Source organism: Cytobacillus gottheilii (genome assembly GCF_001636345.1).
Lineage (GTDB): Bacteria > Bacillota > Bacilli > Bacillales > Cytobacillaceae > Cytobacillus > Cytobacillus gottheilii.
Genome location: NZ_KV440945.1, coordinates 814,401 through 835,797, shown reverse-complemented (window position 1 = coordinate 835,797; position 21,397 = coordinate 814,401). Strand labels below are relative to the sequence as shown.

The 21,397-nt window shown below is 40.4% G+C and carries 21 protein-coding genes; 4 read left to right on the top strand and 17 right to left on the bottom strand.

All coding sequences use genetic code 11. From position 1 onward, the window contains the following. Window positions 1-5 precede the first annotated feature (5 nt). Both A6754_RS03900 and A6754_RS03895 read right to left on the bottom strand, forming a co-directional pair. Complete coding sequence (locus A6754_RS03900; RefSeq protein WP_066442605.1) at window positions 6-1,115, bottom strand: DUF4097 family beta strand repeat-containing protein; 1,110 nt, start codon at window positions 1,113-1,115, stop codon at window positions 6-8. Window positions 1,116-1,277: 162 nt separating this feature from the next. After that, window positions 1,278-1,595, bottom strand: coding sequence for a magnetosome magnetite crystal formation protein family (locus tag A6754_RS03895; RefSeq protein WP_066442604.1), 318 nt, complete (start codon window positions 1,593-1,595; stop codon window positions 1,278-1,280). Between the two features lie 282 nt (window positions 1,596-1,877). Here A6754_RS03895 and treP point away from each other — a divergent pair, with 282 nt between their 5' ends. Further along, complete coding sequence (gene treP / locus A6754_RS03890; protein WP_066442603.1) at window positions 1,878-3,311, top strand: PTS system trehalose-specific EIIBC component; 1,434 nt, start codon at window positions 1,878-1,880, stop codon at window positions 3,309-3,311. A 61-nt stretch (window positions 3,312-3,372) separates the two neighbouring features. Here treP and uvrA read toward each other — a convergent pair whose 3' ends face one another. From uvrA to A6754_RS03875, 3 genes are all read right to left on the bottom strand, one after another. Beyond that, entirely contained in the window at window positions 3,373-6,252 is a 2,880-nt protein-coding gene (uvrA, locus tag A6754_RS03885; RefSeq protein ID WP_066442602.1) for an excinuclease ABC subunit UvrA, read from the bottom strand. Between the two features lie 7 nt (window positions 6,253-6,259). Continuing rightward, complete coding sequence (gene uvrB / locus A6754_RS03880) at window positions 6,260-8,239, bottom strand: excinuclease ABC subunit UvrB (protein ID WP_066442601.1); 1,980 nt, start codon at window positions 8,237-8,239, stop codon at window positions 6,260-6,262. 277 nt (window positions 8,240-8,516) lie between these two features. Further along, the gene (locus A6754_RS03875) at window positions 8,517-8,753 is read right to left on the bottom strand and encodes a CsbA family protein (protein WP_066442600.1); all 237 of its coding nucleotides are present in this window, start codon (window positions 8,751-8,753) and stop codon (window positions 8,517-8,519) included. A 129-nt stretch (window positions 8,754-8,882) separates the two neighbouring features. On the opposite strand from A6754_RS03875, the gene A6754_RS03870 reads away from it, so the two are divergent. Beyond that, window positions 8,883-9,140 carry an alpha/beta-type small acid-soluble spore protein gene (locus A6754_RS03870; protein ID WP_066442599.1) on the top strand — a complete coding sequence of 86 codons (258 nt, stop codon included), beginning with the start codon at window positions 8,883-8,885 and terminating at the stop codon, window positions 9,138-9,140. A 61-nt stretch (window positions 9,141-9,201) separates the two neighbouring features. Here the strand turns inward: A6754_RS03870 and A6754_RS03865 are convergent, their stop codons facing one another. The 12 genes from A6754_RS03865 to A6754_RS03810 all read right to left on the bottom strand — a co-directional run bounded on the left by A6754_RS03865 (window position 9,202) and on the right by A6754_RS03810 (window position 19,999). Next, complete coding sequence (locus A6754_RS03865) at window positions 9,202-9,684, bottom strand: DUF2798 domain-containing protein (RefSeq protein ID WP_066451348.1); 483 nt, start codon at window positions 9,682-9,684, stop codon at window positions 9,202-9,204. Window positions 9,685-9,860: 176 nt separating this feature from the next. Beyond that, window positions 9,861-10,964: an AI-2E family transporter gene (locus tag A6754_RS03860; RefSeq protein ID WP_066442598.1), complete on the bottom strand. Its 1,104-nt coding sequence runs from the start codon at window positions 10,962-10,964 to the stop codon at window positions 9,861-9,863. 163 nt (window positions 10,965-11,127) lie between these two features. Continuing rightward, the gene (locus A6754_RS03855; RefSeq protein ID WP_066442597.1) at window positions 11,128-11,736 is read right to left on the bottom strand and encodes an alpha/beta hydrolase; all 609 of its coding nucleotides are present in this window, start codon (window positions 11,734-11,736) and stop codon (window positions 11,128-11,130) included. A 16-nt stretch (window positions 11,737-11,752) separates the two neighbouring features. Then, window positions 11,753-12,694, bottom strand: coding sequence for a ring-cleaving dioxygenase (locus A6754_RS03850; RefSeq protein WP_066442596.1), 942 nt, complete (start codon window positions 12,692-12,694; stop codon window positions 11,753-11,755). A gap of 35 nt (window positions 12,695-12,729) precedes the next feature. Next, window positions 12,730-13,140 carry a MarR family winged helix-turn-helix transcriptional regulator gene (locus A6754_RS03845; RefSeq protein ID WP_082851599.1) on the bottom strand — a complete coding sequence of 137 codons (411 nt, stop codon included), beginning with the start codon at window positions 13,138-13,140 and terminating at the stop codon, window positions 12,730-12,732. Between the two features lie 394 nt (window positions 13,141-13,534). Beyond that, window positions 13,535-15,217, bottom strand: a complete 1,683-nt coding sequence (locus A6754_RS03840) for a methyl-accepting chemotaxis protein (protein WP_066451341.1) — start codon at window positions 15,215-15,217, stop codon at window positions 13,535-13,537. Window positions 15,218-15,397: 180 nt separating this feature from the next. Further along, window positions 15,398-16,093 (bottom strand): ABC transporter ATP-binding protein, encoded by a 696-nt coding sequence (locus A6754_RS03835; protein WP_066442594.1) that lies wholly within the window; start codon window positions 16,091-16,093, stop codon window positions 15,398-15,400. Beyond that, a complete protein-coding gene (locus A6754_RS03830) occupies window positions 16,090-16,902 on the bottom strand; it encodes an ABC transporter permease (protein WP_066442593.1) in 813 nt (270 codons plus the stop codon). The genes A6754_RS03835 and A6754_RS03830 overlap by 4 nt, the downstream gene beginning before the upstream one ends. A 35-nt stretch (window positions 16,903-16,937) precedes the next feature. Next, window positions 16,938-17,486 carry a nitrous oxide reductase accessory protein NosL gene (locus tag A6754_RS03825; RefSeq protein WP_066442592.1) on the bottom strand — a complete coding sequence of 183 codons (549 nt, stop codon included), beginning with the start codon at window positions 17,484-17,486 and terminating at the stop codon, window positions 16,938-16,940. Next, window positions 17,483-18,763: a right-handed parallel beta-helix repeat-containing protein gene (locus A6754_RS03820; RefSeq protein WP_066442591.1), complete on the bottom strand. Its 1,281-nt coding sequence runs from the start codon at window positions 18,761-18,763 to the stop codon at window positions 17,483-17,485. The genes A6754_RS03825 and A6754_RS03820 overlap by 4 nt, the downstream gene beginning before the upstream one ends. A gap of 284 nt (window positions 18,764-19,047) precedes the next feature. Beyond that, the gene (locus A6754_RS03815) at window positions 19,048-19,560 is read right to left on the bottom strand and encodes a methylated-DNA--[protein]-cysteine S-methyltransferase (RefSeq protein WP_066442590.1); all 513 of its coding nucleotides are present in this window, start codon (window positions 19,558-19,560) and stop codon (window positions 19,048-19,050) included. A gap of 28 nt (window positions 19,561-19,588) precedes the next feature. Further along, on the bottom strand, window positions 19,589-19,999 hold the full coding sequence (locus A6754_RS03810) for an Lrp/AsnC family transcriptional regulator (protein WP_066442589.1): 411 nt from the start codon (window positions 19,997-19,999) through the stop codon (window positions 19,589-19,591). A gap of 117 nt (window positions 20,000-20,116) precedes the next feature. On the opposite strand from A6754_RS03810, the gene A6754_RS03805 reads away from it, so the two are divergent. Next, window positions 20,117-20,878 (top strand): MBL fold metallo-hydrolase, encoded by a 762-nt coding sequence (locus tag A6754_RS03805; protein ID WP_066442588.1) that lies wholly within the window; start codon window positions 20,117-20,119, stop codon window positions 20,876-20,878. A 157-nt stretch (window positions 20,879-21,035) separates the two neighbouring features. Then, window positions 21,036-21,365 carry a four-helix bundle copper-binding protein gene (locus A6754_RS03800; RefSeq protein ID WP_066442587.1) on the top strand — a complete coding sequence of 110 codons (330 nt, stop codon included), beginning with the start codon at window positions 21,036-21,038 and terminating at the stop codon, window positions 21,363-21,365. Window positions 21,366-21,397 lie beyond the last annotated feature (32 nt).

Below are 21,397 nucleotides of genomic sequence, written 5' to 3'. Positions count from 1 at the left end.
CTATTTTATATAATCGCGGATTTTTTTACAGATATAGAACCTGTTTTTGAATCAGCAAGTAGCCTTAATCCGCTGACAGGATCCTTCAATGAGCGAAAGCGCAGATTCTTTTGAATGACTTCGCTCTTCTCTTCAATGACTTCAATGCCATCCAGCTCTACATTAAAGCTGCCCAGATTTGTCTTTAATTCTCCATTTACAGCAGTAAATTCTGGAACAAATAACTCAATATTTCCTGTCGTAACTTTTGCTTCAAGCTGCTCACAGCCTGTTCCTTTTATTGTGCAATGAATATCTCCATGGAAGGTTTGAATATCTGCTTTTTTGCAGCTTCCTTCAACATGAACCACTCCATTAATCGTTTCAATTTCAAATTCGTCTACTGTACTATTCGAAATATTGATTTGGCCATTTGCTGTTTCAACCTCTGCATATTTCCCCTGCAGACCTGCTACATTAATTTTACCATTCGCTGATTTTGCTTTAAAGCTTTCCGCATATAAGTTTTCACCATCTATCGGTCCATTAAACATGCGCACTTTAATGTTTTCATATTGTGATTGAGGAACATAAATGGAAGCTTCAAGCTTCATCCATTTTTGCTGCGCTGAAAAGCGAAGCTTCTCTCCTTCAACAGCAAATAGTACGTCTTTTAAGAATTTCTGGCGGGCCTCTTCCTGTGTTTCAACTCGATAAACCTTTGCGTTACACTCGATCCTAACATCCTGCTGCTCCCAAGGAATTAACTTAATACCCCCGTTCGCTACATCGATGTCTATGTTCTTTAAATATACATTCGAATATTGGAAAATATGCGTAATATCAACGGACTGGCCAAAATTCAAATCAAAATCTGCATCCTTAATTTTCTTTAGAGCTGAATCGACAAAATCAATGATTTTCACTTTCGCGCTATTAAACTTTTCATTTAATGGGTCTTCTTTTTTTGCTTCTTCAAAATGGACTTTATTGCTTAATTCCGGGAACATGTTCTGTTCTTTTTCTTGTGCTGTTTTGCTTGATTTTTCAAGCTCTTCAAGAAGAATAAGTGCTTCATCAACCTTTAATTTTCCATCCTCAACCATTTTTAATATACGTTTTCTTTCTTCTTGCATAGGAATCCCTCCATATTTTATAAACTTTTATTCTTTAAATAAGGTTAGTGTGGTTTCAACTTCATGGTACTCTCTCTCAGTGTGAAGTCATGTATTTCAATCACATTTCTCTGATATGAGCTTTTATAAATACGCTAATTTAGACAACAATCTTCTATATTATTAAACAGTAAAGACTTTAATTCCTTTAATGATATTCCAAATAACTACAATAAAAGATAATAGAAGACTTAGCAGCAGTGCTCCTAGAAAAAAGAACGGAATTTCATTAGTACCTGATATAAACGTCGGCTCCATGAATACTGCAAAGATTAAAAGCGGCAATGAGAGAAGCGGAATGATATGTGATATAAACGCTTTTTTGGCATGCTCTTTTACACTTTCGCTGTCTGTTGCAAAAAATAAAATGAGCGGAAAAATAAATCCAGCAAAGAAAATACTAAAATAGCCTAAGGCTGAAAGAATTTTATCGGTATCCATTACGTTCAACTCCCTTTATCTCTTTGTACGGCATAGGTTCAAAAAAGTTTCAGGCTTTTTCATTTCCATGACATTTTTCCTGTTTTTTACGAGTGAATTTCTTAAAAACAGGGTAGGGTAAAAAGGTGTAATGGCCTATTGGGACAGGGATCTGAAAGCGATTTATTTCTCGTTGACAAATCTGTATATACAAGTTAGAATGAAACCGTAATCATAATTTGTATATACAAGTTTAGTTTTTTAAGAGGAAAACATTTTTATAAAAAGTTAGGGGGAGAAAAAATGAGCAAGTACAGCGAACCTGCTAAACGGCTGTTAGACGAAATCGGCGGAAGCGAAAACATTTCAGCTGTTACCCACTGCGCAACTCGGATGAGATTTGTGCTCGTTGATCCAAAGAAAGCGGATGTTGAAAAAATTGAAGCAATCCCAATTGTAAAAGGTACTTTTACACAAGCTGGTCAGTTCCAAGTTATCGTAGGTAATGAAGTTTCGACGTTTTACAATGAGTTTGTGAAAATGGCCGGTGTAAGTGACACTTCAAAAGATGATGCGAAGGATGCTGCGAAAAAGAATATGAATTTCCTGCAGCGCATGATTGCTCATCTAGCTGATATTTTCACTCCTTTAATTCCCGCACTTGTTGTAGGGGGATTAATCTTAGGTTTCCGTAATCTTATGGAAATTGATTTACTCGAAGATGGAACAATGACTCTCGTTGAGTCTTCCCAATTTTGGGCAGGCGTGCACTCATTCCTTTGGTTAATTGGTGAAGCAATCTTTCATTTCCTTCCTGTCGGTATCACATGGGCTGTTGCCCGTAAAATGGGGGCATCCCAAATTCTCGGGATTGTGCTGGGGATTACGCTCGTTTCTCCGCAGCTTCTTAATGCCTACGGTGTGGCAGGTGCAGAGTCCGGGGATATTCCTGTATGGGATTTCGGCTTCATCCAAATTGAAATGATCGGTTATCAGGCTCAGGTAATTCCTGCGATCTTAGCCGGACTTCTATTTTCCGTATTGGAAATTAATTTAAGAAAAGTTATACCAAATGCCATTTCAATGATTTTTGTACCATTTTTATCTTTAGTGCCGACTGTATTATTGGCACATACCGTTTTAGGTCCTATCGGCTGGCAGATCGGTACCTTTATTTCTGATGTTGTGTACGGTGGATTAACATCGGCATTTGGCTGGCTGTTTGCAGCACTATTTGGATTTGTTTATGCACCATTAGTTATCACAGGCTTGCATCATATGACAAATGCGATCGACCTTCAGCTTATGAATGCGTTAGACGGTACACCATTATGGCCTATGATTGCTCTATCTAATATTGCGCAAGGTTCAGCTGTATTGGCGATCATTTATATTAACCGTAAAAACAAAGAAGAAAGACAGGTTTCCGTACCAGCAGCCATTTCCTGTTATTTAGGAGTAACAGAACCGGCCATGTTCGGTATTAACTTGAAATATGGCTTCCCGTTCCTAGCAGCGATGATTGGTTCCATGGTAGCAGCAGTTATTTCCGTTGGTAGCGGCGTAATGGCAAACTCGATCGGTGTCGGCGGATTGCCTGGAATTCTTTCCATCCAGCCTCTCCACATGGTGATGTTTGCTGTCGCAATGGTTGTCGCAATCGTGATTCCATTCATTTTAACGGTTGTATTCTCAAAAATGAACTTTGGAAAGGTTCCTTTCCAAAAGAGAGCATAAGAAAGAAAAGCTTTGGCGGTAAACCCAAATCAGCTAGGCGATAATCGCCTAGCTGATTTTTTTATGCATTTGCTGCACTTGCTTCTTTTTCTTGAATTTCTTTTTTCATTCGTTCCCGATCACGTTCGAGAATTGGCTTTAAATATTTGCCTGTATAGGAACCAGGAGCTTCTGCTACTTTTTCCGGCGTTCCGGCAGCAACAATTGTACCGCCTTTGTCTCCGCCTTCTGGTCCTAGGTCAATGATATAATCAGTTGCTTTAATAACATCAAGATTGTGTTCAATGACTAAAACGGTATCGCCATTTTCCACAAGACGCTGAAGGACTACTAGCAATCTGGAAATATCATCAACATGTAAACCTGTTGTTGGTTCATCTAAAATATAGAGCGACCTTCCAGTTGAGCGGCGATGCAGTTCTGATGCAAGCTTGACACGCTGTGCTTCCCCTCCTGAAAGGGTTGTTGCCGGCTGGCCAAGTTTGACGTACCCTAAGCCGACATCAAAAATGGTTTGCAGCTTACGGCTGATTTTCGGGATATTTTCAAAGAATTCTAGTGCGTTTTCCACTGTCATATCTAGAATGTCTGCAATGTTTTTGCCTTTATATGTGACATCAAGCGTTTCACGATTATATCGTTTGCCGTGGCACACTTCACATGGTACATACACATCAGGCAGGAAGTGCATTTCAATTTTAATAATTCCATCTCCGCGGCATGCTTCACAGCGGCCGCCTTTGACATTGAAACTGAAGCGGCCTTTTTTATATCCGCGCACTTTCGCTTCATTTGTTGTGGCAAAGACATCACGAATATCATCAAACACACCCGTATAGGTAGCTGGATTGGATCTTGGTGTCCGGCCGATTGGCGACTGATCAATATCAATGACCTTATCCAAATATTCAACACCATTAATCTCTTTATGCTCACCTGGTTTGCTTTTCGCATTATGAAGCTTCTGAGCAAGACTCTTATGAAGAATTTCATTGATCAGTGTACTCTTACCTGACCCTGAAACCCCAGTAACCGCCACAAATGAGCCGAGTGGAAACTTAAAGTTTACGTTATTAAGATTATTCGCCTTCGCACCCTTTACCTCAATGTATCTTCCATCACTTTTTCGTCTTTCGGCAGGCAGCGGAATGAACTTTTTCCCTGCTAAATATTGACCTGTCAGTGAATTTGGATCATCCATGACTTCTTGCGGTGTGCCGGCTGAGACAATTTGACCGCCGTGAACGCCAGCACCAGGGCCAACATCGATTAAATAGTCGGCTGCCATCATTGTATCCTCATCATGCTCCACAACAATAAGGGTGTTCCCAATGTCACGCATATTTTTTAAGGTTTCAATTAGACGATCATTATCACGCTGATGCAGCCCAATTGATGGCTCGTCCAATATATATAGTACTCCTGTCAATCTCGAACCGATTTGAGTAGCGAGACGAATCCGCTGAGCTTCACCGCCCGATAGTGTTCCGGCCGCTCTGCTGAGAGTCAGGTAGTCTAGTCCAACATTGATTAAAAAGCCAATACGCTCTTTAATTTCTCTCAAAATTAGATTGGCAATGGCCATCTCTTTTTCTGTTAATGATAGTTGTTCAAAGAAATAAAAAGCTTCTTGAATGGAAAGAGCTGTTACCTTTCCGACATGTTCTCCATTAATTAAGACAGCCAGACTTTCCGGCTTTAAGCGATAGCCTTGACATGAAGGACATGAATGCTGAGCCATATACTTTTCCATCTGCTCCCGGATGAAATCAGAGCTTGTTTCTTTGTAGCGGCGCTCAATATTGGGAATGACTCCTTCAAAATTGATATAGCCTTCGCGGATTTGTCCAAAGTCATTTTCATAGCGAAAATAGATTTTATCTTTCCCAGAACCATATAAAACCCGTTCAAGCTGATCTTTAGGCAAATCTTTAACAGGAATACCCATATCAATTCCATAATGATTGCACACTGCTTCTAACAGCTGCGGATAGTATTGTGAGCTTGTCGGCTCCCAAGGGGCAATTGCTCCTTTATTTAAAGGAAGGTCCCAATTCGGGATGACTAGTTCTGGATCGACCTCAAGCTTAGATCCTAATCCATCACATTTCGGACAAGCGCCAAAGGGACTGTTAAAAGAAAACATCCGCGGCTCAAGTTCGTCGATGGAAAAGCCGCAATGCGGACAAGCATGGTTTTCACTGAAAAGCAATTCCTCTTCTCCAATAACATCCACAAGTACTTTTCCAGAACCAAGCTTTAATGCAGTCTCCATTGAATCGGTTAAACGGGCTGTTACGCCATCCTTCACCACGATACGGTCGATTACAACCTCAATGGAGTGCTTCTTGTTCTTTTCAAGCTCGATCTCTTCCCCAAGGTCGCGCATTTCACCATCAACACGAACACGGACAAATCCTTGCTTTTTCACTTCTTCTAAAATTTTTACATGTGTGCCTTTTCTGCCAGATACAAGTGGTGCCAGAACTTGGAGCTTCGTTCTCTCCGGATACTCCATAATGCGGTCAACCATCTGTTCAATGGTTTGTGAAGAAATTTCGATTCCGTGGATTGGACACGTCGGACGGCCAACACGAGCGAACAGAAGCCGCAAGTAATCGTAAATTTCTGTAACCGTACCAACCGTTGAACGCGGGTTGCGGCTGGTGGTTTTCTGATCAATTGAGATGGCCGGTGATAAACCATCAATGGCATCAACATCCGGTTTATCCATTTGCCCTAAAAACTGACGGGCGTAAGCAGACAGCGACTCTACATAGCGGCGCTGTCCTTCCGCATAAATCGTATCAAAGGCGAGCGACGACTTTCCGGAACCTGAAAGCCCTGTTAAGACAACAAGCTTATCTCGCGGGATGGTGACATCAATATTTTTTAAGTTATGTGCTCGGGCACCTTTTACAATCAGTTTATCCATTGCCATAGGGTCATCATCCTTCCGCCTTTAGTTCAAGTATTAGATCGCGAAGTTCAGCTGCACGCTCGAAATTGAGGTTCTTTGCTGCATCCTTCATCTCTTTCTCCATTTCGCTTAACAGCTTGTCGCGTTCTTTCTTGTTCATTTTGCCAAGCTTTGCCGGTGCATTGTATTCTTCTGTTTCTTCTGCCGCATGTGTAGCTCGAATGACATCGCGGATATCCTTCTGGATCGTCTGCGGAGTAATGCCATGCTTTTCGTTGTATTCTTCCTGTATAGAACGGCGGCGCTTCGTTTCATTTATAGCTATATCCATTGATTTCGTGATTTTATCAGCATACATAATAACATGGCCTGCTGAATTTCTCGCTGCACGGCCAATCGTTTGAATAAGGGATCTTTCTGAACGAAGGAATCCTTCTTTGTCTGCATCTAAAATCGTCACTAATGAAACTTCCGGAATATCCAGTCCTTCTCTTAAAAGGTTGATTCCCACAAGAACATCGTATTTACCAAGGCGAAGTTCACGGATAATTTCAATTCGTTCAAGTGTTTTAATTTCAGAATGCAGATATTGCACTTTAATGCCTATTTCCTTTAAATAATCGGTTAAATCCTCGGACATTTTTTTCGTCAGTGTTGTGATTAAGACGCGTTCATTGCGCTCGACTCGTTCATGAATCTCACCAATCAGATCATCAATCTGCCCTTCAATCGGACGGATATCAATCGTAGGATCAAGCAAACCGGTTGGACGGATAATCTGTTCAATCATCTCTGGTGTATGTTCCATTTCATACTGCCCAGGTGTTGCCGATACATAGACGATCTGATTTATATGCTCTTCAAATTCAGGAAACGTAAGCGGCCTGTTATCCATCGCAGAAGGCAGACGGAAGCCATGCTCAACCAACACGTTTTTACGGGCCTGGTCACCATTAAACATCCCGCGCACTTGAGGAATGGTAACATGAGATTCATCGACAACCAGAAGAAAATCCTTCGGGAAGTAATCTATTAATGTATATGGTGTTGAGCCAGGGGGTCTTAAAGTCAGATGACGGGAATAGTTTTCAATTCCTGAGCAAAAGCCCATTTCTCTCATCATTTCTAAGTCATAACGAGTTCTCTGTTCGAGACGCTGCGCTTCAAGCAAACGGTCATCTTCTCTTAAGACTTTTAGGCGCTCCTCAAGTTCTTTCTCAATATTTTCTATCGCTACGCGCATTTTTTCTTCACGCGTTACGAAGTGAGATGCCGGGAAGATGGCAACATGCTCGCGTTCACCGATAATTTCTCCGGTTAGCGCATCCACTTCACGAATCCGGTCAATCTCATCGCCAAAGAATTCAACGCGAATACAATGTTCATCCTTTGATGCTGGGAAAATTTCAACTACGTCACCGCGCACACGGAATGTACCGCGCTTAAAGTCGATATCATTACGTTCGTATTGAATATCCACTAATCGATGAAGAAGCTGATTTCTTTCGATTTCCATTCCTGTTCGCAAAGACAAAACAAGCTCCCTATACTCTTCCGGGGAACCTAAGCCATATATACATGATACACTCGCAATAATAATGACATCCTGCCTTTCAAATAGGGATGAGGTTGCAGAGTGCCGGAGTTTATCTATTTCATCATTAATGCTTGCATCTTTTTCAATAAATGTATCGGTTTGCGGAACATATGCTTCCGGCTGATAATAGTCATAATAGCTGACAAAATATTCTACCGCGTTATTCGGGAAAAAGTCTTTAAATTCGCTGTAAAGCTGTCCTGCTAATGTTTTATTATGAGCGATGACAAGCGTCGGTTTATTTACTTCTTTAATGACGTTTGAAATCGTAAATGTCTTTCCTGTACCTGTTGCTCCAAGCAGTGTTTGATGTTTCTTGCCAGCACGGATTCCTTCAACGATCTTTTGAATGGCTGCTGGCTGGTCTCCTTGTGGAGAATACTTGGATACTAATTCAAATTGGTCCTTCACTCAAAATCCTCCCGTTCAAATCCGTAATTGAAATCATCTACTTTACAAATGCACATGCTTTCTGTTTGCACAAGGACCACGCTGCTGCATTTGTCAGTATTTAACTTCCATACCCATAACATCATTCTACCACAAACTCTCATATACAAACCAATAATATGCGAACGGATATTCGTTTTTTTATAATTCTTATGTTCTTTTGACTCTTGAGCCAATAAAAATACGAACAGAGCTCTTAATCAAATGATTGATTAGGCACTCTGTTCGCATGAAGTGTTCAGGTCGTTGACTTTTTTAACTTATTTTTCATCACTTGAGCATACCAAAATCCAACGGTCAGTGAAAATGCATCAATGACAATCAGCCAATAAGAGTCTGTATACCCTTTGTACACAGAAGCTGCAATTAACGCCACAGTCAAGACTAGTCCGATGACGCGATTATATGTCACTCTTGTAAAAAATATGACCAATAAGCCCGGCAGGATAAATGCTGATAAGTATTTTAATGCCATATATCTACACCTTCTTTGTTCACAAAATGTACACTCTCTTACAATAGCTCTTGTTCTCTTTGAAAACAAGTATTTTATGGTGGTGTTGGAGATGCTACTAATGAAGAACTTTCAGATGGAGGGTTATCTATGGCACGAAGACGACGACGCCCGCTCGTACCTGAAGCGAGGTCTGGACTTGATGGACTGAAGAGCAAATTGATGGGTACACAAACCGAAGAAGAAGCAAAATTTGAAGCCGCGAAGGAAGTAGGTGTTCCTCTTCAAAAGGGCTATAACGGAAGGCTTACATCTGTTGAAGCCGGACAGGTCGGCGGCAGACTGGGCGGCAGCATGGTAAAAGAACTCGTCCGGTTGGCGCAGGAGGAACTGAAGAAAAAGCAATGAGAAACTTTTAATAATAAAGCTGCTGAATCTCCTCAGCAGCTTTCCTATGTTAAATTGGCAATTACACTGACCTAACCGCAGGCTCAGCTTTTACAAATTTTACAAAGATTAGACGAACCAGCGGCCCCATTATTAGAATCTGAAGCGGCAATGCCATCAGCAGATTTTTACCGAACACAGCCAGATATGACATAAAGATATGATCTGTAATGCCGTTATGCAGACTGGACATGATGATACCATAAATGGACATGAAAAACGCCATTCCTAAAACCATACAAACCGATATGGCCAGAACTTTAAAAATGACTTTGTTTGTATTGGCTGTCAGCTTCATCGCAATTCTTTTCGCCATTGGACCTACTAAATATAAATCAAGGATTAGTGCAATGATAAATCCGATGGCAAAGTTAACAGCAGTATCCATAAACGTCATTTTTCCTAATGTGCCATTCAGATAAAAGTTATAAAACGTCATAACCAATACCATTCCAAAACACATCATTAAACCAAATTGTACACTTTCTTTTTTCGTTGTTGGCAATTCCATCATCCCTTCTTTTTAACACTTTCTGATTATACTTATAAGGAAATCCTCTTCGTAAGTGAACATTTTGTGAACAATTGGTTATGACACTGTTTTTTTACATATCTTTTTATTGACATCGTTTAAAACTCTGAAAAAAAAAGAGCCCTGCAATCATGCAGAGGCTCCTTCGATCAAATAGGCGGTATTTCCGATTGGGCCAATTTTCTGGTCCGGAAAAATTTCACTGTATTAACGAAAATGGTTTTAGCGACAGCATACGTTGGCACCGCAAGAATCATACCGAGGATTCCCGCTAAATTACCTGCAACAAGCAACAAGATAATAATTGTAGCTGGATGTGTATTTAAGCTCTTTCCTAGAATTAAAGGAGAAAGTACATTTCCCTCAATTTGCTGCGCAACCACAATCACGACCACCACCAGAAATGCTTTTCCAGGCGAGTCAAACAGGGCGACAATAACAGCTGGAGCTCCGCCTAAAAACGGCCCAACGTAAGGAATAATATTTGTTACTGCCACAATTAAGGCCATGACTAGCATATAAGGCAAATCAATAATCCAATAACCGATTAGAGAAAGTGTACCGACAAACAGTGCGACCGTAATCTGACCTTGGATATAAGAAGACAGTGTGTTAGCTGTTTCTTTTAACGTTTTAATTCCTTCTTCACGGTAGCCGGCAGGAAAGAATTTTGCAATTGCCGCAGGAAACTTATCTCCGTCCTTCATCATATAAAATAGAAGGAATGGAACAGTCACAATGGTAATCGCTATATTCGTAACTACACTGAAGATGCCGGATATCCCTGAAGTGATTCGGTCAGGAAGCGTATTAGCATACTCTGTAATTCTTCTAATGATTTCTTCCTGTGTGACATATTGCTGTGTTGTAATCCATTGGAATTCTTGTGTTTCGGATAATGAATCAAAGAATCCCTCCGTTTTTTCCACATAGGTTGGCATATCATTAACAAGTGCAGCGATCTGATTGGAGATCATTGGAACGAGGTTGCCAACTGCGAGCACGACAACACCGATCACCGCTGCATAGATAAGGAGAATTGCAACAACCTTTGGAACTTTCCACTTATGTAGTCTTTGCACGAGCGGGTTGAGCATAAAAAATAGAAAACCAGAGATGATGATTGGGAAAAACAAGGTAGATACAAAGATTCCTACTGGCTGAAATAAAAAAGAAATCTTAGTTGAAACATAGATAATGGTTAAAACAATTAAAAACTGTAAAGCCCAAAACTGAAACTTCTTCTTTGGCACATTCTCACCTTTTTCTGCAGCATTTTGAACTATTATACCAAAATGCCAGTGAGAAGGCACATTAAAGCTGTATGAAGAAAAGCTGTAAATATAGATTTGGTGTAAAGAACTGGTTTAACAATAAAAATAAGGCCCTTTTTAAAAGGCCTTATCCCCTGAACACTTAGTAGTTCTTCTCCTCATACCACTTCGCAGCCGCCAGCACTTCATCTAATGTAAGCTGATGGCCTCTATTTTCCCAATGCAGTTCAACAGAGGCATTAGCTCCTTCAAGCAATGATTTAAGATCTTCTGATTCGCTTGATGGGCAGATCGGGTCATTTGTTCCTGCTGCAATGAAAACAGAAGTTCCTGTTAAATCAGGAAGCTGAATGCCTCTTCTTGGCACCATTGGGTGATGCAGAATGGCTCCCTTCAAGCTGTCAGCATAATGGAACATTAAACTAGCGGCAATATTGGCTCCGTTTGAATAGCCTACTGCAATAATATTTTTGCGGTCGAATCCGTATTTTTGTGAGGCTTCATCCAGAAATTCATATAATTCTTTTGTTCGGAATTGCAGATCCTCTTCATCAAATACCCCTTCAGCCAGGCGTCTAAAAAAGCGCGGCATGCCATTCTCCAGGACATTCCCCCGTACACTTAACACTGAAGCTTCTCCATCAATTTTTTCAGCAAGCGGTAATAAATCTAATTCATTCCCACCAGTGCCATGCAATAGCAGTAAAACTGGTTTATTAGGATTGGTGCCTTTTTCAAAAATATGCTTCATAAAATTCTCCCCCATTCTATTGATTAAGATCTCTTACTTCAATCGGAATAAGTGATTGCTCTAGTTTGCTTCTATATTGTTCATATTGCTCAGGTAGCTTCAGTTCTGTTCCCATTGTTTCTAAAGATTCATCGTGTGCAAAACCAGGCGGATCTGTAGCAATTTCAAAAAGAATCTCTCCATACTCACGGAAATAGATGGCATTAAAATAGTTGCGATCCTGAACAGGTGTCACTCCTAAGCCTTTATTCTCAATATATTGTTTCCAGTCTAATTGATCTTCGTCATCCTGCGCACGCCAGGCAATATGGTGGACCATCCCTACACCTATTCGCCCTTTACCAGTGGATACCTTCTTAACATCGACAATATTTCCGATCTCCGCACTTGATTGAAAACGGATATATTCATCATTTTCAGCGACCTTTTCCAGTCCCATGACTTCTTCAAGCACCTCAGCTGTTTTTAAAGGATATGCTGAAAAAAGTATTGCACCTGCAAAGCCTTTAATAGCTTTATCTGCCGGAACGCCAGACTCTCCCCATTGATTCAGTTCACCGCTTGCACGTTCAACCAGCTCGAGCTTCAGCCCATGCGGGTCCGTAAACGCTAATATCTCTTCGCCAAAACGCTCTGTCTTTTCAAAGGAAATTCCCAAACGGGCAAATCTTTCTTCCCAAAATGGCAGTGCTCCAGCTGGAACAGCATAGCTGGTTACGCCAACTTGTCCGTCGCCAATTTTCCCCGGATATGCATTTGCCCATGGAAAAAAAGTAATGATGGTGCCCGGATTGCCGTTTTGATCACCAAAATATAAATGATATGTGCCCGGATCATCAAAATTAATCGTCTTTTTAACAAGTCTAAGCCCTAATACACCATGATAGAAATCTACATTTTCCTGTGGATGCCCCACAATGGCAGTAATATGGTGAATACCTGCTGTTGCTTTTTTCAAAACTGCTCCCTCCTTTTTCTGTACAACTCTTTTTTTTATTTTGTTTTTAATTGTATTTTAGCTAAAGCAGAAGCGGTGCTGTTCATTTCACTTTTTGTCACTTCTTCAAATAACGCCTCTATTGCATTTTTATAGGAAGGATATAAATCATTCATGAGACGCTGCCCTTCTGCTGCCATCTCAACATGAACGACTCTGCGATCCTCTTTGCAATCACTTCGCATGACATATCCTTTTTCAACAAGCTTATCGATCACGTAGGTCATTGAGCCTGTAGCAAGATACACTTTGCCTGCAATTTGGTGTACGGTCTGTTTTCCATGCTCGTATAATACCTCAAGAACGGCAAATTCAGTCGTGGTAAGCGCGAATTCCCGCAAAAATTGCTTTAGAAAATCCTGAATCGCTTTAGATGTTTTTAAAATCGAGACAAAAACTTCATTCATTAAGCTTGCCTCCTTTATTACACTTAATTAAAATATCTTGAATATGAGATAATTATATTGCAGATAGTTGAAGCTGTCAATATCGTCGGTTTGTATAATGTTGCTTGGTGATTTTTCATGGGTAAAGCTAATTTTTTTGGAATTCGTTCTAAAAAAGTGTGTTTTGAAGAATTGTCTTCAAAAGTGGAAATTTGCTGCGATTCCTGTTGGAAACCTCACTGATTTTATCCTGTAAGGTGATGATATCCGCCGTCCAGAAAATATATCCGCCGTTACAAATTTTTATCCGCCGTTATTTTCATAAATCCGCCAAAAACAGCATTTTATCCCCCAAACGCCAGCCACGATTGCAAAAAAAAGGACGGCCTCTCAGCCGTCCTTCACCAAACCCACTTTATTTCACTTTAAATGCCAAAATCAGATTATTTAACTTAGCCGTGTTTCCTTCTAAAGTAGCGATGCTTCCAGCTACTTGTTCAATCGTACTGCTGGATTGCTGTGCTGTAGCGGCAACCTGTTCAATGCCGGCAGCCGATTCTTCTGAAATCGACGCGACCGTTTCAATCGCTTCGTTTATGCCTCTGGAATGGTCAAGGATATCATATAAAACAGCGGACATTTCCGCAATTTGGACACCCGTGTTTTTAATGGATTCTTGAACAGCTGTAAAGGATTTGCCTGTTTCAACAATGCCGCTTGTGCCGTCTGTTACAAGGTCATAGCCTTCCTGCAGAGATGAAACAACAAGCTCTGATTCAGTCTGTATGCCTGCAACGATTTCGGTAATATCGGCAATGGAATGCGAAACCTGTTCCGCCAGCTTGCGCACTTCATCAGCAACCACCGCAAAGCCGCGGCCACTTTCCCCAGCCCGTGCCGCTTCAATGGCAGCATTTAATGCCAACAGATTCGTCTGCTCTGCAATTCCCTGAATCACATGAACAATTTGCGATATTTCCCTTGTGCGCTGATCCAAGCCTTGTACCATCGCCAAAGAATTTAGCATTTTTTCATTAATTGCATTCATTTTGTTAATAGAATCATCCATATATTCACTGCTTTTATCTGTGCTTTTAATGGTTTCGTCCGTCATGATCCTTGCGTCCTCGCCTTTTAAAGCAGCATCCATCAGCTGTGTTGCAAAATGATTCATGCTCTCACTAAGAGTGCTTGAAGAGTTCGCCTGTTCCTCAGCTCCTTTTGAAAGCTCCTCCATCGTCATCGCTATCTGCTGGCCACCAGCTTTAACTTCCTCCGAATAACGGCGCAGATCTTCACTTTGACTTGTCACCTGATCAGAAACAGATGCTATATTTCCAACAATCGAGCTAAGATTGTTATTCATTTCATTAATCGACGCCACAAGCTGACCGATCTCGCCTTTGTCTCTTGTCAACATAGGCTCCGTTGAAAGCTCTCCGCTTGCAATCGCCTTCATTCGAGCTGCCACACGTTTGATTGGGTTGGAAATATTCTGAGCAGTTACGATCGCAATAACAAGACCTAATATGATAATAAGTGCAGATACACCTAAGCCAATCAGATTAATGGTTTCTCCATATGAGAGGAGAGTATCTCCACTTTCTACAATTTCCGCTTCTCTGAGTGCAGCCAATTCAGTCAGCTGCTCAGTTAGTTCACGGGCTGCAGGCTGAACTTCCCCCACTAATAATTGTGTTGCACCATCTCTGTCACCAGAATCGTATGTAGCAAACACTTCATTTTCAACGAGTGTTGACCAATTTTGATAATCTGTCCTTAACTCATCAACCTTTGGATTATTTGAGATTTTAAGAATTTTATCAAACTCCTCCATACTATTGTAGTGATAAGAAGAAAACTCCTCCTTATGCACACTATCTCCATATAGCACATACCCTCTTACGGCTGAAACACCTTGCGCAATATTTGTTAAAAGATTCTCATCAGCAATTAATAACGGAAGCTCTTCTGAAACGACCTCTTCAGTTCGATCATTCATAGAAGATACGGTCCAAAAATTATAAACAGACTGTGCGATACTCAGCACAATAACAACTAAAAATCCTAGTATTAACTTCCCGCGTATCGTTTTCATAGTTTCTCCTTTAATGAAAAATGAATAAATTTCTCCATCTTTATTATCGGCAGAAAGCGGAAACAATTGAGTAATATTTTGAAGTGGCAGGAATTTTTTCAAGGAACAGAATAGCTTCCATTCTAAAACAAAAAAGCTAGTATTCTTGAATGAATACTAGCCCGGCAAGCAAACGGCAATCTATGATCTATGCAGCTGCATCAGACGACTAATATTATCCTTCACCGGCTGCTCTGAGTTCAAAACTTCAATAACTTTTCCTTCTTTCATAAAATGAATTTCACTGCCGATCTCTGCAGCTACATCCATCATATGTGTCGAAAAGATAATAATCGTACCGTTACTTTTAAGCTCAGTGAGGACAGCTAAAAATTGATCAACCCAATATGGGTCAAGCCCATTTGTTGGTTCATCCATGATGAGTAATTTAGGATTGGAAAGCAATGACTGGCCAAATAGAAGTCTTTGCTTCATTCCTTTTGAGAGGCTCTTAACAAGCATGGAACTTTTATCGGATAATCCAATCTGATCAAGCACCTCACCAACCCGATCCTTATGAATGCGCCGGATGGAGGCATAAAACAGGAGAAATTCTTTTACAGAAAGTGTATCTTGTGCCCGATAATCATCCGGCATAAAACCGATTTGCTGTAAATATTCTTTTCTCTTCGAATTGGGATTCACATCCCCCAGATACACATTTCCTTCGTCAGGGACTGAAATCCCTGCCAGGACATTAATCATCGTGCTTTTTCCAGCCCCATTGCCTCCGCATAAGACGATACAGCTTCCTGGTTCAGCCTTGAAAGAGGTTGTATGAAGTGCCACTTTTTCTTTATACACTTTGCTGATGCCATCCACAATGAACTGACTCATACCTGTCTCCTCCGCTTCAAAACAAATGCAGATGTAAAAATACACGCTGCAGATAAAACAATTAAGTAGTTGAATAACATAAAAAGCGAAAACGGAGATTCCCAAAATTTCACGAGACCGTCATATGGCTGCCCAAATACAGCGCCGCCATCTAAAGTAATCACATAGATGACGCGGAGCAATTCGGCCGGATTAAGAAACAGTGAAATCTTCATCAGCGGCGAAATCCATGGATAGGGAAATAAGCTTAATACGTTGATCCAAGCGATGGGCCACACCATGATCAGGAAAAACCAAATCCCAACAGATATCGATAATGATTGCCACCTTGTTGAAACAAAGGAACCGACCGTAAATCCAATGACTAGAAAGATATACATTAATAGAGCGGAAAATACATAGAGCAGCATAACCCACTTTAGCGTAATTCCCCCGCCCGTCAGCAGCGAGATGACAATACTGACGCCAAAACTGAACGTAAAAACAGTGATCTGAGAGATAAACTGTCCGGCAATTTTCCCGAGTACATATTCCAGCGTATTAATAGGATAGGTGCTAAGCAAGCGCCACTGCCCGTTTTCCATCTCAGCTGAAATGGAAAATGAGCCGGCTAATAGCATAAACAGCGGAATAATATATAGTGCTATATTCATGACCGTGCCCGTCATATTCGTATATAACGTGAGGGCAGGCACACTTTTCTGCAGCATAAATAATAACGTCAAAACAGCAATCCACAAGATACTAAAAGAATAATAGGAACGCTGCCTGATTGTCGTATAGATTTCGGATAAACAGAAATTCTGCATCAAGACCATCCTTTGTTTAGGGTAACCGGGAAAGATTAATGAGTGGATTCTCCCTCTTCCGTATGGCTTTCTGAATCCATTTCACCATGTCCGTGATCACCTTCGTGACCATGGCCTTCCATCATTTCATGATTCATCTCCCAATCATGATCAGCAAGTGCATCTGCTGCAATTAATTCTCCTTCATTTTCAGCGATAAATTCATCTGCAGAAGCTTGATCTTCAAAGGAGATCATATTATAAGCCATTGGCGTCTTCACATCCATGTTGTACACATAGAAAGCATCTTCAGAGCGAATCCATTCCTCATTGTTATAATCTCTTACAAATGTTGCTGCAATTTCTTCATCTGGGTTTTCATCCAGCCACACATACATACAGCCTAAGTCATCAAATACATGGGATAAACCATCTTCCAAAACAACTTGTGTCGCAAATTGGTTATCCATGACTGACATATTGCAGACTGGACATTTATCTGTTTCCTCATTAATGGCTCTAGGCTGAACCTCATCACTGCCGCAGCCCATCAGCAGCACGCCAATAACAACACTTAACAGTGAAAAATAGATTACTTTCTTCATAAACTTCTCCTCCATTTTTGAATGAATATGAAACTAACTAGGATAAAGACAACATCGACAAACCACAAAATGATTTGTTTATCATTTTTTTGACCATTTTCAGAGCTTGCATAAACCATAGAAGGCTCTAAATCTCTTAATAATTCATCTTCTGGTCCATTGAAAACTTGTTTTAACAAAGTAATGCCTGGATGCTGGAAAAACAATTGGTACTCAGGAATTCTTTGAACAAGCGCCATGAAGTATGGGTCTGCCGCATGGGGAAGTTCACTCACCCCATCTCCGTCTATATCGAGTTTGAGGGCAGCATCCCAGTAATTATTTTTGATGATATTATTAGCGCTTTCATTCGCTTGGGTATCATTCACATTTCCATTAAAAGTATTACCCACTAATGAATTGTCGCTGGAATTCTTCCATTGCGCGCCTATCGTATTAGATTGAAAGATGTTATTCGCTATAGCTGCATCTGAGGAATCCTCTATGAAAACTCCTACCCGATTCGAAGCAAATAGGTTATTCTCTGCCACTACATCCGAAGTTAAGTACAGCAATAATCCCTGCGAATTGACATTTTGGTTATTAAAGGAGAAATCATTGTTCTTGATCAGCACATTCTGAGCCTCCATCACCATGGCACCTGTAAAGTTATGCTGCGATTGATTCTGTTCAATGACTGTATCATTCGTGAACATTAAATGAATGCCGTAACGCGCATTCTCAATGACATTTTGTACAATGGTATTTCGATGACTTTGCTCCATATAAATACCATCTAAAATAGTATCGATTTTCACTTCTTTGATGGTAGTATCATTCGTTTTCCAAAGGTCAACGCCGTTTTCCTTTCTGGTGCCCATGATTGTACTTTCTTCAACAACAATCTGATTTGCTTCAAACAGCTGCAAGCCCATTTGGGATGACTGAATCTCCAAATTGCTCAAATGATGCTGATCTCCCGTTACATATACAGCAGCCAGATCTCCATTATCTTCATTGCATTGTTCAACCAAGACGTTGCTTAATTGGACTCCCTCACTTTTTATTTTTACAACCGGAGCATTTTCGCACGAGTTAATCGTGACATCCCGCTCACCGATTAAACTCAAAGGTTTATCAATGGTAATGTTTTCTTCATAATACCCTGGTGGAATCATCACTGTGCCGCCAGCTTCCGCTTCATTAATCATTGCTTGTAAAGAGGGCCTTTCTGCTGAGATTGAATTTGGGAAAAGTAATAAACATAGTGATAAGAAAAGTATGTAGGTGATCTTCATTCATAACCCCCTTTTCAATTCTATTGCATTATTGACAAGAGAATCCTTATCAAAACATGATTTTTTCCCATTATAATCTGGAAAAGTGAAGAAATAATGAAGTTATCTTGAAGACTTTTAAAAAGATGAGGAGATATGTTAGATTTCCACTCCAGGGTACTCGCTTTCCGGCAGGGCGGGAGTCTCGCACCACCCTTCCGTTTCAATCAGCAGGCATAGTGCTTAAATGTCCACTTTTTAATCAATCTTTTAGGACAAGGAATAAAAAGAAAAAAGCTAGTACTCTACTCAAGAATACCAGCTTTCTCTTTCCGTTTTTCAGCCATCGTCTGTTCATGTTTCAATAGCCATTCTTTTCTCCACAAGCCGCCTGCATAGCCTGTGAGTTTTCCGCTGCTGCCGATGATTCGATGGCAAGGAACTGCGATGCTGATTGGGTTTTTGCTGTTAGCCATCCCTACCGCTCGCACAGCTTTTTCGTTGCCGATTGCAACCGCAATTTGTTTATAGGAACCTGTCTTACCATAAGGTATTGTTGTCAGTGCATGCCACACCTTCTTTTGAAATTCAGTACCGGCAAAATCAAATGGAAATGAGAATTCCATTCTTTCTCCTTTAAAATATTCATCCAGCTGCTGCAGACATTGTTTCATTGCTGCTGGAACAATGTCTGAATCCAAAGGGACACGATCTCCTGCTTGCTCTTCAGAGAATAAAATGGAGACAATCCCCTGCTCTGTTCCAGTAATTTCAATCAATCCAAGTGGTGATTGGTACGTGATCATTTTCGTTTCCATCCTTATCTCCTCCAAAATATTTGACTTCCTATTTATTAATAACAATCGATACTTTATATCCCGCATATTTGCTCAAGGTTACTAAAAACGCATCAAGAGCAGTGTTAGATGAAAATTTGCATTCTAGAATATAGCAGCTTTCTCCACTTGTTTTGTAGTTGTTTATGACCGAGCGTTTCTGTTCTTTCAAGAAGTCAAGATATGCCTGATGGTGAGGACTGCTCATAAAAATATTTATCATTGCATGTACTGAATTTCCCAGCTTCTCTTCATTTATTTTAATCGTATAACCTTCAATCACGCCAAGATCCTCCAGCTTTGCAACCCTGGCAGAGGCAGCCTGACCCGTTAAGTGGACTTTCTCCCCTAACTCTTTCATTTTAATTCGGCTATTCTTAGCTAGTTCCTCAATGATTTTAAAATCCGTGTGATCTAACATCTATTCAAATCCTTTCAATAATCAAGTGAAATGGCAAAAAGACTTGATTTTATCTCTGTATGTCAGAAGTGTCCACATTATAAACTATAAGTACATTATATAAAAAGGAGCATGATCATGAATATAAAACAAATTCGAAATGCAACCATTGTTGTTGAATATGCTGGCAAGAAATTTTTAATCGATCCATTTTTAGGCGAAAAAGGGGCATACCCGCCGTTCCCAAATTCGGCGAGACAGGATCAGAATAATCCGTTAGTGGACTTACCTGTTTCTATTGAAGAATTGCTGGATCAGACAGATGCTGTTATTGTAACTCATTTACACCTGGATCACTATGACCCTGCTGCAAAAGAAGCTTTGCCAAAGGACATTAAAATGTTTGTACAAAATGAAGAAGATGCAGAAGTAATGAAAAGTGACGGCTTTCAAAATGTAGAAGTATTAACAGAAAGCACAACATTTGAAGGCATTTCATTAATTAAAACAAAAGGGGAACATGGCCGAGACGAGATTTTAAAAATGGCCGGCCTTGTATGCGGAGTTGTATTTAGCCACGAAAGTGAAAAAACATTATATGTAGCTGGAGACACTGTTTGGTATGAAGGAGTCCAGGAGACCATTGATACACACAAACCTGAAATTATTGTAGTAAACGCTGGGGACAATCAATTCCTTCAGGGCGGATCACTCGTCATGAGTAAAGAAGACGTGTATGAAGTGCAAAAGGCAGCACCAACTGCAAAAATTATTGCAAGCCATATGGAAGCCGTTAACCACTGGACACTATCAAGAGAAGAGTTAAAAAGCTTTGTAAAAGAGAAAGGTTTCTCTGATCGAGTATTTGTTCCTAATGACGGTGAGGCATATACATTTTAATATTTATAGGCTGGGGAAATAAACCCGAACAATTAGCAGATATGTAGATGATCTGTCTAATTGTTCGGGTCTTTTTGCTGCTTTTAGAAAGATTGTGTTTTGTCCAAAGAAGACAGGGTATCAATACTACTAAAACGTAAAGTTAGGAGTATTCGCTATGACCCAGCAGCAATATGAGGAATGCATCAAAGCCTGTTTAGAATGTATGGAAGCATGTAATGTGTGCTTTGACGCTTGTTTAGAGGAAGATAACGTTAAAATGATGGCCGATTGCATCCGGTTAGACCGTGATTGTGCAGATCTATGCGGTTTAGCTGTGAAAGCAATGCAAACCAACAGCCCAGCCGCAAAACAGATTCTTGCTCTTTGCGCAGAAATCTGCGAGAGATGCGGAAACGAATGTAAAAAACATGATCATGACCACTGCCAAAAATGTGCGGAGGCATGCTTTAAGTGTGCGGAAGTCTGCCGTAATATGGCAGCTTAAAATACAAGAAGCACAACATTCTAAAGTATTAG